This is a genomic window from Streptomyces sp. DI166 (assembly GCF_900091315.1).
Lineage (GTDB): Bacteria > Actinomycetota > Actinomycetes > Streptomycetales > Streptomycetaceae > Streptomyces > Streptomyces fuscus.
The window spans coordinates 1-12,643 of the sequence record NZ_FLSP01000071.1 but is presented as its reverse complement, the minus strand read 5'-3'; the positions used below and the strand labels follow the sequence as shown (position 1 = coordinate 12,643).

General features: G+C 68.4%; 10 protein-coding genes and 2 pseudogenes. 8 read left to right on the top strand and 4 right to left on the bottom strand.

Going from position 1 to position 12,643, the window contains the following annotated elements; genetic code table 11:
• Positions 1–10 precede the first annotated feature (10 nt).
• Positions 11–1,629: pseudogene (locus GA0115233_RS28585) on the top strand (VWA domain-containing protein).
• A gap of 397 nt (positions 1,630–2,026) precedes the next feature.
• Here GA0115233_RS28585 and GA0115233_RS41960 read toward each other — a convergent pair.
• Positions 2,027–2,749, bottom strand: a complete 723-nt coding sequence (locus GA0115233_RS41960; RefSeq protein ID WP_255310383.1) for a hypothetical protein — start codon at positions 2,747–2,749, stop codon at positions 2,027–2,029.
• A 121-nt stretch (positions 2,750–2,870) separates the two neighbouring features.
• Here GA0115233_RS41960 and GA0115233_RS28575 point away from each other — a divergent pair.
• Positions 2,871–3,290: pseudogene (locus tag GA0115233_RS28575) on the top strand (ankyrin repeat domain-containing protein); the annotation flags it as partial.
• A gap of 574 nt (positions 3,291–3,864) precedes the next feature.
• On the opposite strand, the gene GA0115233_RS28565 reads toward GA0115233_RS28575, so the two are convergent.
• From GA0115233_RS28565 to GA0115233_RS28555, 3 genes are all read right to left on the bottom strand, one after another.
• The gene (locus GA0115233_RS28565) at positions 3,865–4,992 is read right to left on the bottom strand and encodes a DUF2235 domain-containing protein (protein ID WP_093723201.1); all 1,128 of its coding nucleotides are present in this window, start codon (positions 4,990–4,992) and stop codon (positions 3,865–3,867) included.
• Between the two features lie 531 nt (positions 4,993–5,523).
• The gene (locus GA0115233_RS28560) at positions 5,524–6,507 is read right to left on the bottom strand and encodes a hypothetical protein (protein ID WP_093723200.1); all 984 of its coding nucleotides are present in this window, start codon (positions 6,505–6,507) and stop codon (positions 5,524–5,526) included.
• The gene (locus GA0115233_RS28555; RefSeq protein ID WP_093723199.1) at positions 6,504–7,142 is read right to left on the bottom strand and encodes a hemerythrin domain-containing protein; all 639 of its coding nucleotides are present in this window, start codon (positions 7,140–7,142) and stop codon (positions 6,504–6,506) included. The genes GA0115233_RS28560 and GA0115233_RS28555 overlap by 4 nt, the downstream gene beginning before the upstream one ends.
• Before the next feature lie 69 nt (positions 7,143–7,211).
• Between GA0115233_RS28555 and GA0115233_RS28550 the strand changes: the two genes are divergently transcribed.
• The 6 genes from GA0115233_RS28550 to GA0115233_RS28525 all read left to right on the top strand — a co-directional run.
• Positions 7,212–7,880: a TetR/AcrR family transcriptional regulator gene (locus GA0115233_RS28550; protein ID WP_093723198.1), complete on the top strand. Its 669-nt coding sequence runs from the start codon at positions 7,212–7,214 to the stop codon at positions 7,878–7,880.
• 292 nt (positions 7,881–8,172) lie between these two features.
• Positions 8,173–8,814, top strand: a complete 642-nt coding sequence (locus tag GA0115233_RS28545) for a hypothetical protein (RefSeq protein WP_093723222.1) — start codon at positions 8,173–8,175, stop codon at positions 8,812–8,814.
• Positions 8,815–9,387: 573 nt separating this feature from the next.
• Positions 9,388–9,945, top strand: coding sequence for a lamin tail domain-containing protein (locus GA0115233_RS28540; RefSeq protein WP_093723197.1), 558 nt, complete (start codon positions 9,388–9,390; stop codon positions 9,943–9,945).
• Positions 9,946–10,354: 409 nt separating this feature from the next.
• Positions 10,355–10,879 (top strand): MepB family protein, encoded by a 525-nt coding sequence (locus tag GA0115233_RS28535; RefSeq protein WP_093723196.1) that lies wholly within the window; start codon positions 10,355–10,357, stop codon positions 10,877–10,879.
• Between the two features lie 572 nt (positions 10,880–11,451).
• Positions 11,452–11,892: a HEAT repeat domain-containing protein gene (locus tag GA0115233_RS28530; protein WP_255310386.1), complete on the top strand. Its 441-nt coding sequence runs from the start codon at positions 11,452–11,454 to the stop codon at positions 11,890–11,892.
• 428 nt (positions 11,893–12,320) lie between these two features.
• Positions 12,321–12,643 (top strand): hypothetical protein (locus GA0115233_RS28525; protein ID WP_093723194.1); only part of this gene is annotated, 323 nt, incomplete at its 3' end.

Sequence of the window (12,643 nt, the reverse complement as noted above, 5' to 3'; positions counted from 1 at the left end):
GAGCAGCACCATGGCTCAGCCACCGAGCAAACCGGACGACCTCGCCGCCCGTTCCGGGCCCTGGCCGGCCCGCTCCGCCATCCCCTCCGTACGGCACACCGGGGCCGTTGCCGCGGACCGCTTCGACATCCTCACCTGGCGCGACACCTACGAACAGTCCGCCGCCCTGCGCGACCTCGCCGCCGAGTTCACCGCACGCCACGCCAGCGCAGCCGACCTGCTCACCGACGCCTTCCTCGCCGCGTACCAAGCCCGCCCGCATCTGCGCGCCAGCGCGGCCATGGCTCCCTCCCGACTGCTCAACCACCACATCATCACTGCACTGCTGGACTCCGCGGAGTTCACCGAACTGCGCCGCACCACGGCAGGCGACCCGTACGCCGCCGCCATGGCCGTACTCTCCCAGGCCTCCACGCTGCGCCGGATCCTGGAGCAGACCCGGCAGGCCCAGGAACCGGCCGAGCACGCGGACAAAACGCTCCAGGAGACCGAGCGCACAGCAGCCGCAGTCGGCGATGCACTCGAACAGGCCGCGGAAGAGACCGACGAGGACGGCACCGTGCCCAATGCCGCCGCCGAGTCCGTCCACCGGGCCATCGAGGCGGCGCGAAGAGCCGACGCCGCCGCCCAACAGGCAGCCCGCACAGCCACCCGCTCCCTCACCGCCCTGGTCCCGGGAATCCGCGCCGCCGCCCAGTCAGCCGCGGCACGGGCCGCGTCAGCCGCACGCAAGGAAGCCGCGCTGATGCGCACATGGGGAGTCGGCCCCGGACAGCTGCAACGCATGCCGTTCGACCACCGCAAACACCTCGCCGAACGACTGGCGGGCAGCCGCCTGTCCCAATGGGCCGACCTCATCGGCCGTTTCCGCCAGATGGCCAGCGGCGAGCGGGCCCGCAAGGTGCAGAGCTCCACCGGCGAACTGGTCGGCGTCACCCTCGGCGACGACCTCTCCCGAGTCGTCCCCTCCGAACTGGCGAACCTGGGCCTGCCCGAACTACGAGCCGTGTTCGCAGCCCGCTACGCCGCCGCCGAACTGATGCTCTACGACACCCAGGGCGACCAGACCACCGGCCGGGCGCGATCATCGCCTGCGTCGACACCTCGCACTCCATGTACGAGGAGGGCCCCAACGGCATCACCCGCGAGGCCTGGGCCAAGGCATGCGCCCTGGCCCTCCTGGACCAGGCCCGCCACGCCCACCGCGACTTCGTCGGCATCCTCTTCTCCGCCGCCGACAAACTCCAGGTGTTCCGCTTCCCGGCCGACGAACCCCCCGACATCACCCGGGTCCTGGAATTCGCCGAGACCTTCCTCGGCGGCGGCACCAGCTACCAGCGCCCCCTCAGCGCAGCAGCCGAGGTCCTGCAACAGGAGTTCAACGACACCGCCCGCTCACGCGGCGACATCGTCATGATCACCGACGACGACTGCGGCGTCACCGAGCAGTGGATGCGCCACTGGAAAGCCACGAAACACCAACTGGGCTTCCGTGTCTTCGGAGTAGCAGTCGGCGCCCCACGCGTCGCCGAGGCGGACTCAGTACTGGACGCCCTGTGCGACAACCTCCGCTCCATCGAGGACCTCACCGACATCCACACGGCCGCAGACCTCTTCCGCCTCGTCTGACCCGCCGTCGGCCCTGGGCCCACTCTCGAACGTCACCGAACCCCCCTCACTGACCGACGTGGCCGCAGTGGGAGTCGTCGAGAAAGAGTTCACCGGCACTCCTCCTCCGCCGCCGCCCGGCTTCCTGCGCTGCGCAAGACGAGAGGCGTGACACCTTCGGGGATGGAACGGGTGCTTCGCCAACTCGGCGGACCGGGGCCATACGTCGACGTTCCCCGTGGTGTAGCCACCCGGCAATGCCTGGACACTCTGCACGGCGGCCAGCGCCGGCCAACTGCTCCCCGCTGACCGCGTTGTTCGGCTCACGGGTGCTGGGTATCGGGTATGCGGCGGTGGTGACACGGGTCGCGCGGAGGGTGCGGTGGCTGTGACACTGGTACTTGGCCTTGGGCTCCGGTCATGTGGTGCAGACCTCGGCGTCAGCCGCCAGTCGCAGCCCGGCCATGGCGAGGAAGTCGGCGAGGTCGATCCAGCCGCCGTTGGTTCCGTCGTCCCAGATGGTCCAGAGTCTCGATTCCTCGCCGTCCCATGTGTCCGTGTCTTGGCTCGGATGCTGCTCGACGATCCCCTCGCCGCGCCGGTACCGCAGGTACAGATACTGCCCCTTGGACGTCCACGCATCCCACTGGGAGGGACAAGCGCCACAGGTCTGCACCACCCGCGCAAGGGACACGTCCTCGTACAGGAACGCCTCGACAGCTCCCAGGTGCTGATCGTGCGCGATGACCAGGTCGTCGTCGAAACCGAGCAGCCGAACGCTTCCGCCGGGGAATTGGAGCGTGAGGCCGGCAGTGAAGTCGACACGGCCGTCGTTGTAGCTGATCTCCCGAACCGAGCGGACCTGTTGTCCGACGAACCGGGTCAGCGGAAAGCCCGGTGAATCGTCGACCACCGAGACGTTGCCGTGCTGCGCCATCTCATACGGTCCGTGCGGCCGGTCGACTCGGAGCGTCAGCCCCGTCCCGGGAGTGTGGATCAGAACCGGGCCCAGTTCCTCCAGGTGCAGCCACAGATGAAGGAGAGACGGTTCGTGGTCGGAGTAGTGGTGCCAAGCCGTGGTCACCTGCACCAGCCGCTTCCCGACAAGGGCGGCGGGAGGCAGCTCTTCATGGTCGATCACCAGCCGATGCTCGCACGGCCGTGCCAACGGCACACTCGAATTCTCGCGTCCACAGCTGAGGGGCTCCAGGACCTGCAATTGATTGGCAAGACCGACCCCATGATCGTTAGCCTGCGGAGCTATGAAACGGCGGCAGCAGAAAAGGCTCTCCCAGCGGCTCTTCGAGGCAGTCCTGGCCGGAGACGCAACAACCGTGAAGACACTGCTGCGCAGCGGAGCCAGCCCGCAGGGAAGGGACAACGAGGGCACCACCCCTCTGTACCTGGCTTCGGTACAGGGAGAGGCGGAAGTGGCCCGCTTGCTCCTGGAAGCCGGTGCCTGCCCCGATGAGGAGAGCCGCGGCCCTGGCTCCGAGGGCACACCGCTGTGCGCAGCCGCTTGCTGGGGGCACACGGCGACGGTCCGGGAGCTGTTGGCGCATGGCGCCGATCCCAACCTCCGAGAAGACCAGGGCACGGGCTGGTCCCCGCTGGACTGGGCGCAGCACGGCCGTCACACCGACAGTGCCGAAGTCCTCGTAGCGGCCGGAGCGCAACCGCGCACGGACGGAGTTATCGATCTCGACGCGGCGGCTGCCGCGCTGCTGGAACGAGCCGTGGAATGGCGGTCAGCCGGTCTTGCCGTGGGAACGATGACCTGGCGGGATCAACAGGCAGCGTGGCCACAGCCGTTGGAGACCGACAGGGCGCGGGTGAAGGACCCCGAGTCGCTGGGCTTGGTCATCTCCGGTCCGGCAGACGCAACGCTGTCGGTGGTCCTGTTCCGTGGCGGCTGGGCCGACGTGCACTTCTTCGACGGACGCGACGGACGCGACGGACGCGACGACGCCGGAGCCCTCCCTGCCTCCGACATCGCATCGGTAGCAGACTTCACAGCCGGGCTGGACGGTTGGATGGAGCGTGCCTTCGGTGAACCGGGCGGCGTGAGATGAGAGTTGGCTCGTCACAGTCCCGCTCTTGAGCAGCTGAGTGACCGCAGCCCTGACGCGCCGCTCTCCAGGGTTCTCAGGGATGTGGACTGAGCCTCGGCTGCACGGTGTTCAGCGGGTCTGGCGGGGGTATCTGCTGCGGCCCGCCCACGTTTCCGCCCGTGTGGGCGCGCAACTTCAGCGTTGCCTAGGGCAGTGGCTGGTCCAGGAGCGCGTCGGCCACGGCCAGGGGCACAGGTTCGAGCCTTATGTCGTCCTGAGCGAGATACTCGTTCAGCCTGGGCGGGCCTTCGGGCGGCCGGTAGGACGCGTTCTGGTCGTATCGGTCCTTGGCTGTTTGTGACACGTACTCCCACCCGTCAAGGACGCCTTGGTCGTTCACGGACTGCCCGATGGGCCGGTGATGCCGGGGAGCCAGTCGGTAAAAGCCCCTGCGTGAATTGTGCTTCGGCCCCATGCTGTCGGGCTTGGGCGGCACCTGGAAGATGCTGCTCTCCGGGGGCGTCTCAGGAGACTCGGCCTCCCTGGGACCGAACTCCAGCCCGTATCTGCTGGCTTGTTGGATCATCCACAGCAGGGCAATATCGGGCAGCCCCCTCTCGGGGTAGCCGCCGCCGACGTCTTTGTGTACTCCAGCGAACCACACCTGCTTGAGTTCCTGGCCCTTCATGGCGGCGTCGGGCTGCTGATGCCACAGCGTAGGACGGAACACACTCCGCTGCTCGTCGATCGCCAGCGCCTGGAACGCTCCCTTCACCCAGCTGCTCAGCTCGGTGTCGTGGAAGGCTCCCCGGCGCGGTAGCCACTTGGGTCCGGGGATTCCGAGGGAACCGACCGTGTCCCATACCCCGATGAAATGAATCCCCGTCTCGTGTGCGTATGTCCGGCGGAACAGAGCGGAGGCGGCGCTGTTCGGCTTCAATTTCTCGCTTCGGCTGCGGTACATGGCCCAGGCCTTCTGAGTCATGTCGATGTGCTCCGGGCGCAGGATGCCGCAATTGCGCACCAGGCCGGCCAGGCTGCGGACAGTGAACGCGCCCCGGCTGAAGCCGAAGAAATAAAGAGTGTCACCGGGTTTGTAGGTGCGGACCAGGAAGCGGTACGCGTCCAGGACATTGGCGGACAGTCCCTTGCCGAAGGCGCCACCCCTCAGGCGCATCCATCGGTCCGTGCCGACACCGGCGTGGTAGTAGACGATCTGGTCGGCCTGCTCTCTGATGGACACGGCAACCCTGGTGACGTTCGTCGCGCTGGACTGGTCGGCGGTGTTCCAGGTGCCGTCACAGCAGACGACTAGGCGCTTCCCATCGCTCATGACATGCCTCCGGAAGGGTGCGGGGCCAGGACGGTACCCGCAGTACGTGGTCCGGCCGCACATGCACGTATTCCATGGGAACAGAGAGCGTGTGCGCGCGCATCCGCAGACTCCGCACAGCTACGTCATTGGGTCGGCGGAGGCTGATGGGCGGGATCCGATAGCGGGTGCGGACGGTGCTCCCCAGCGGGATCTGTCGTCGGAACAACGGGTCGTGGCAGAGCGTTTACAGACTCCTGCGCCGCTGCAAACGCGAGGGCACCTGGCCCGACTTGCAAGACCCGGCTGCAGGCCTCGGCGGACACGGAGTTCCGCCGGTCCACCCCAGACAGCGGTATCGCCGGCGCGGCGCGCTGGTGCCGGTCGGGGTGGCCGTTACCGACCGGTGCAGGGTGGCGCGGGCGGGCGCCCGCCAGCTGTGGCGGGTGGGACCGACGCCCCGGCGGCGGCTCACCACCGCCGGGGCGGTCTTCGAGGGCCGGGCCAGGGGCGCGCCTGTTGCGCCCCGACCGCTCACCCTGCTCCGTCGACTTACCGTGCCGGGGCCGCACCCCCCGTCGCCAGGGCCCGCAGACGGTCGGCCGTGCCGTCGCGGCGGGCGCGGCGCAGGCCGTGCTTGGCCATCAGGCCGTTGCCGAGGGCGATCAGTGTCTTGTTTGCCGGTGCGGCCAGCGCCTTGGCCGTGTGGGGTGCGTAGAGGGCGCGCTCGCCGGTGACCGTCAGCCATCCGGTGAAGGTCCGCATGCCGAGGCCGGCGCACTGCGCGTTGAAGGCGTGCGCGAGGAGTCCAGCGCGTCGGCCGCCCGGTGGCAACAGCCCAGGGGCGGCCTCAAGTTGCAGTCCGGTTTCGTCGTGCCCGGTCACCCGCACGGGGATGACCACGGGGAAGCCGTCCGCTCCCTGGTACCCCAGCAGACGGTGCGGCATGTCAGCGATCTTGCGCAGCTGCGTGCCGACCGGGACGCGCGGCGCTGTGCCGTTCTTCGGCGGCCGCTGCGGGTCCGGCGCGGGCGGAAGCGCCGGGCCGGTCACGTCCGGGCTGCCGTGGGTCGTCAGGTCGGGCCACACGGCGATCCGCTCCACCGTGACGTCGACGAACACCCGCTCCTGGAGGTACTCGCGCAGCACCCAGTCCCATACCCGGCCTTGCTTGACCGGCCCCAGGAACCGTTCGGCGGCGGCCGCGAGGGCGGCCAGCCGTTCCGGTGACGGCTGCATGTCCAGCGTGGCGCGGCCCTGGGCGAGGACGTACGGCGGATGGTCGGCGTACCCGTGCAGGCGTGTGTGGTAGGCGAGCGAGACGCGTGGGTCCCGCAGGATGCGTTCGAGTTTCCTGGGAAAGCCCAGCGAGGTGGTGAAGCCGACCACTCCTGCCTCGCGGTCGGCCAGGCCCACGGGTGACACGCTGGCGACGACGGTGCCGCCCGCCGGGGTGTTGTAGGCGACGGCCACGGTCAGGTCGCCGCGGATGATGTCGTCCACCTCGTCCGGCCAGGTGAGGGGTTCGTTGGTCATGCGGCGCTGCCCCGCAGGACGCGCAGTTCCTCGTGCGCCTGCTGCCGCATCGCGGGCACGAGCGGCTGCGCGGGCTCGGGCAGTCCTCCGAGCAGCAGCTCGACCTCCTCGGGGGTGCCTGCCTCGTCGAGGAAGCCGATCATCAGGTGAAGGGCGACGGGCGGGGTGCTGGCGATCACCTGCCGAGCGAAGTCGTCCCACGCGGCCGGGCTCATGTGGTCGCGCAAGGCGGGGAGAAGGATGGGTTCCTCGTGCTCCAAGTGCCCGAGCACGCTGTCGCGTACGGCCACGGCCGCCTCGTGGAGCGCATGGCGTGCGTCCTCGTCGTCGACGGCCACGGCGGCCAGGCGGTCCAGTGCGGTGTCCAGTCGTTCGTGCTCGTCGGTCAGTTCCTCAAGGGCTCGTGCGGCGGCCGGCGCCGCCTCGGCGAGCCGCGGCCACAGCAGGTTGTCCTCGGTCTCGTGGTGGTGGCGGATGGCGGCGACCAGGAAGTCGCGCAGCTGCGCGAGGGCCGCCAGGGGTACGGAGGGCCGCGGCGCCGCCTCGGCGAGCAGGGCGGTCATCAGGCGGTGGGTCTGGTGGGTGAGCCGGGTCTCCATGAGGGCCTTGGGCTCTGCGGTGGTGTTGCGTTCCATAGGGCATCATTTTCATTAGAGAGCCCTATTGTCAATATAGGCCCCTACGAGCGCGCATATCATGGTGCGGTGAACAGCCGGAAGTACCACTCGCCCAGCCGCCTCGACTCGGCCGCCCGGACCCGGGAAACGATCCTGGGCAGCGCCTACGCGCTGTTCCTCGACCGCGGATACAGCGGCGTGACCATCGGCGACATCGCCAAAGCGGCGAACGTGGCCGTGCCGACCGTCTACAGCAGCGCGGGAAGCAAGTCGGGCATCCTGCTGACCCTGCTGGAACCGGCGCTCACCGACCCCGCCGTGGCCGAGTGCCTGGCCGCGGTTGAGGCCAGCGGGGACCCGTACGAGGTGGTCCGGCTCACCGCGGACGGCACTCGGCGCACCCACGAGCGCCACTGGGACCTGGTCTACGGGATCTTCTACCGCGACCCTCCCGGGGAGGCCACGGTGAAGGCGGTGCTCGACCGGGGCAAGGACGACTTCGTCCAGGCACTGACACGTGTGGCCGAACGCCTGGTGACGCTGGGCTCCCTGCGCCCCGAAGTGGACATGGCGTACGCGCTGGATGTCCTCTGGTTCTACTTCGGACCGCACGCCTGGACGACCCTGGTCGGGCAGCGCGGCTGGACCTTCGACCGGGCCGAGACCTGGGCAACCCGCGCCGCGGAGCACGCGCTCTTGCTGCCTCGGACAGCGGACCCCGCTCAGCCGGATGCCGACGGCGCCGATCCGTCGTAGCCGACCGGGGCGACCAGGACAGCATCGACGAGGTCCCACGTCCGCCCGTCCTCGACTCATCACGGCGTCGACGGGGACGTAGCCAACCTGGGCGACGGGGCGACCGTGATGCTTTCCGATGCACCGTCTGCGGTGCCCACCGCGCCTACGCTGACGCCTCCTGACTGGGTGCTCGATGCGGAGGCCCGCCCTGACTCCTGTCGGCAGCAGACAGCCGGGAGGCATACGGGACAGCAGGATGCCGTGCAGTAAACGCAGTGCGGCGCGAGTGTGCGTGCCGCAGACTTTCCGGGTGATTGTTCTGCAGCCCGTCCTGGAGATCCATGCCCGTGACGGCTTCGCTCTGTGGCCTGTTGCGGAGTCTATGCCGTACGGCTTCCTGCCGTTGAGCGGCGCGCTCGATCCTGTCGAGGTCGGGACAGCCGTGATGCGCATTGCCGACTGCAACGACATCGACCCTGAGCAGGACGGCCGTCCGCCGCGGCCCGCCGATCCAATGGGGAGCCTTCTGCACGGACTGGTCACCATGGACGACCTCTTCGCACCCTGCGGCCTGCGGATCACCGACACCGCTACTGGCACTGTGTTCCTGCCGGGTTGCTGCAGTGGGCTGGACGAGAGGCGCGACTGGCTTGAGGTCGTAGACGGCAGCGGCCGGGCCTTCTTCGGCCACGACCCCTCCCCGCTTGCTGAACGCGACGGCGAAGTCGTCCGACTGACCGTCGACGCCGAGCACGACAACAGCCCCATGATCGAGCTGCCCGTCACGGACCTGCGTCACCTGCTCGCCGACGCAGAGCGCGACTTGGCCGACTTCCTCCAACTGGTTGCCGCTTGGGGCACCTTGCACCTACGTGACTACGCCACCCCCGTCACCGCTGCCCTCGGCCGCGCTCTGGACCTCACTGCCCCGGTCACACTGCCGAACCCGTAGACACGACGCCTCCACCTCGCGGACGCGGGCCATGTGTACCGGCAGTGACCGCATCCATGACCAGCAACCGCCGCGTCGAGGCAGCACGGTGCGCCGCGGACGCGGCCGACACTCCACCTCAGCCGGTCTCGAATGACCTCGCGCAGGAGAGTGCCCCCGATCTGGTGTGACGTTCCTGCGGCAGCCGCCACACCAAGCAACACCAAGCCGCCGATGTGCGGTGGGCCAGCCGGGCTGTTACTCACTTTCGGGTGACGGGCGGTCCGCGAGTGTTGACGTGCGGCGGTGATCGAGGGGGAGTGGCCCTGTTCCGGTCAGGGGCGCATCGTCCATGGACAGTCGACCTGTTCCCATATCGGGCATACGTGGGCATTGCATTCGAGAGTCACGGAAATGTGGGTAACAGGTAACAGGGCGGGTGTTGCGTCCCGGCGTGGCGGGTGTGGCGGCGAGGGTCTGTGCAGCGACGGACCGACCCGGCCGTTGCCACACACCACGCACCACCACCCGGAGCCCCGGCCCGCGAGGGCCGGCCCTCTCCGGGAGGGGTGCCCGCACCATGCAGGTGGGTTCATGTCTGCTTCTTCTTCCCTCGTCTCCCGTCGTCTGCTCGCCGCCACGCTCGCGGCCGGAGCCGTCATCGGGGCGGCGGCGCTGCCGGCGTCCGCTGCCGGTGCTGACCGCGGCCACCGCGGTCCGAAGGTGGAGATCACGGCCGTGCAGTACGACGCCCCGGGACGCGACGACCGGTCGAACCGCTCGCTGAACAGGGAGTGGGTGGAGCTGACCAACAACGCCCGCCACGCCGTGAACCTGGACGGGTGGAGGCTGCAGGACACCCACGGCCGCGGCTACACCTTCGACCACTACCGCCTGGCGGGCCGGGCCACGGTCCGCATCCACACCGGCGTGGGACGCGACACCCGCACCGACCTGTACCAGGACCGCCGCAACCACCTGTGGGACAACCGCTACGGCACCCTCACCCTGCGCAACGACCGCGGCCGCTTCATCGACGACGAATCCTGGGGCGGCCGCCACAGCCACCACGGCGGCAAGCACCACAACAACCACCACCAGGGCGGCAAGCACCACCACGGCGACCGCAACCACCACACCAGCCGCCACTGACCACCCGCACCCCGCGCAGGTGACAGCCGAACACCCCACCCGCGCGAACCCGTAACCAGCAGCGTGCCCGGCCACCAACGGTGACCGGGCACGCTGCTGCCTCGTCCGGCCATCAGCCTTGCGTCCCTGCTCATCGCGGGTTGGGAATGGTTTGGGATTTCGCGTAAGAGGGCCATACGCGGCGGCTTGCCGGTGCCGGTCGGAGAGCCCTTGGCCCACCGCCTAGGCGGACGAACCGACCCCGCCGGAGCGGCCAGGCAGCTACTGATGAGGATCTGGCCATGCTGGCCGAGCAGTCCATGCAGGGCGGGACGGGCCGTGGATTTCAGATTTGAGGGGAGCGCCTGTGAGGGAGGCGGCTCACAGCAGGCCAACACAGTGCACATAGGCGCACTGGCAGAATGACAGCATGGTGACGACCAAGCCATGGACGGGGCTTCACAGCGACCTGTTGGCAGCGAAGGCGTTGATCTGGGACCCGGGTGGCTTCGCCTGCTCGTATCCGATGACCGAGCCGGAGAGCGCTGAGTATGCGGCGTGCGCGTTCACGATCGATGACCGATCGGTTCGGTTCCGGGTGGCCAAGACCACGCCGACCAAGGTGGGCCAGTTCGTCACCGTGTGGCAGCGATCTGACGAGGGACCGATCCGGCCCTTCGACGCCGACGACGGAGTGAACCTCTTCGTGATCAGCAGCCGCGACGACGAAGGCTTCGGGCAGTTCGTGTTCCCGAGCGAAGTGTTGTGCGAGCGCGACATCGTCTCCCGTAACGGCTCGGGCGGAAAGCGCGGATTCCGCGTTTACCCACCGTGGGTCACCACGACCAGCCGACAGGCCCGCAGCACTCAACAGTGGCAAGCGGAGTACTTCTTCAGCCTTGACCCCGACCGGCCGGCCGACCTGAAGCGCGCCCGCACCCTTTATCGCTCATAGATGGCGATCGGCCACTTCCTCTGTACGGCGTGCACGGGGCGACCGGTAGTCACCGAACAGGCTCGATCGATGACGCGTCCCTCCCCATCCCCGTTTCACGCCGACGGGCCCCCTACGGCACGCTGGCACTCCTGTGCCGCTCGAAAGTCATCGACGCAGGTGGGAGTGATGCAGTTCGGACCTGAGATTATGTCCGAGTGATCATGTCCGCGCAGGGTGGCCCGGAGGCTGTTGTCCGTCCCGTCGGTGCTGGTGCTGGTGCTGCGCCATGCCGCTGCGAATGGAGCCGAGTTGCACGTGCTGGGGCATGAGAACGCAGTCCTGCGCTGGCAGATACCGGACCGGTTCCGCTACGAGTCGGCCTCAACGCGCACCCGCACGCCACCGGTCCTTTCGGACCGCCTCCCATTGCCCTTTCCGCAGCTCAAGTGGCCCACGTATCGGAACTGGTCTGTGAATTCGACTTTCTGGCAGTCCTTGCTGGCCTGCCGACCGAGGACACCGAAACCGCTTCCGTCGCGCCTTGAGAGCGGCAACCTGCCAAAGCGGGCCGAGGCGGCCGCGTGAAGGACATGCTCGCTGCACTTGAAGCGCTGACCGACCGCGATCCGAACCGGCGGGACGTCGCCGCGGAGGTCCTCGGCGATTTCCTGCGCGGCACCGCACTCAACGCGGAGTCCGCTCGCCTGGTCGTCGGACGCCTGGTCAGCGTAGCTCTTAACGAACCGGTGACCAGGGTTCGTGAGGCCGCCCTGAACTCGATCAGCGAGGCGTTCAATCGGCACAGCCTGCCGTTGAGCCTCGTCCAACAGCTGGCGGTCGCCATGCAGACCATGGAACCCGAGGCCCTCACCCATACGATCTACATCCTCGGCGCAACGCAAGACCCGCAGGCTCGCCCACTGATCGAGCCTTTCCGCAACCACCCCGACGCGGATGTGCGCGAGGAAGTCGAGCGCGCAGCAGCCGAGATCACCGCGTCCACCGCAGAAGGCCGAAGCCGCCACTCTTGACTATTGCTCGATGTGGAAGGGCGGACACGCAGTGCGCGAGAAAGGCGGCCGTAGTCGTGAGGTGATCGCGTCTGCGCAAGCAGCCTGGATGACCTGGGGTTTTCGAGCAATCGATCGGCGAGGTGACAGGACGCTCATGGCGCAGCTTGTCCGGCAGCAGCGCGTGGCCGTACACGTGGCGTTCCACGCTTTCGGACTGCAGGAGTCCGATGCCGCCGAGCTGCCGGTGCCTTTCCCGGACGACTTTGACCCCAACGTGTCGTGCGGCGGTCGCTGTCGAGGTGTGGGACGGGCCGCCGGCCCAGCAGGATCCGGCTGGTTGGGATGAACAGGCCGAGGCGGACTTCGAGTCAGTCAGCGGTGAGGTTGCTGTGTCGACACGGGCGAGCGGCGAGGAAGGGTCTGTCCCTGCGAGAGAGGCTGCGGTCATGGACTCCGTGCTGACCAGCCTGGTGGTCATTTTCGGCACGCTCGCCGGATCTACACTCACGTTCGTGTTCCAGCGACGCATCGCCCGGCAAAGTGAACGCTTCAGTCAGAGCCGCCAGTTATGGAACGAGCGGACCGCCGCCTACAGCGAACTGGCAGCCAGTCTCACAGAATTCCGCCGAAGCCAGAATGACCGCTGGCACCTTGAGCAAGAAGACCCAACCAGCAGCGAGTTCATCAAGGCACGCGAAGAGTCCTACCAGCGCCGGGCGGAGGCCACCGCGGCACTGTGCCGGGTACGGCTCCTCTGCGGCAGCTCGGA

Coding starts and splice junctions, on each gene's coding strand:
- GA0115233_RS28565 (WP_093723201.1), bottom strand. CDS start 4,992: ATGAGCGATGGGAAGCGCCTAGTCGTCTGCTGTGACGGCACCTGGAAC.
- GA0115233_RS28530 (WP_255310386.1), top strand. CDS start 11,452: ATGCTCGCTGCACTTGAAGCGCTGACCGACCGCGATCCGAACCGGCGG.
- GA0115233_RS28535 (WP_093723196.1), top strand. CDS start 10,355: ATGGTGACGACCAAGCCATGGACGGGGCTTCACAGCGACCTGTTGGCA.
- GA0115233_RS28560 (WP_093723200.1), bottom strand. CDS start 6,507: ATGACCAACGAACCCCTCACCTGGCCGGACGAGGTGGACGACATCATC.
- GA0115233_RS28540 (WP_093723197.1), top strand. CDS start 9,388: ATGTCTGCTTCTTCTTCCCTCGTCTCCCGTCGTCTGCTCGCCGCCACG.
- GA0115233_RS28555 (WP_093723199.1), bottom strand. CDS start 7,142: ATGGAACGCAACACCACCGCAGAGCCCAAGGCCCTCATGGAGACCCGG.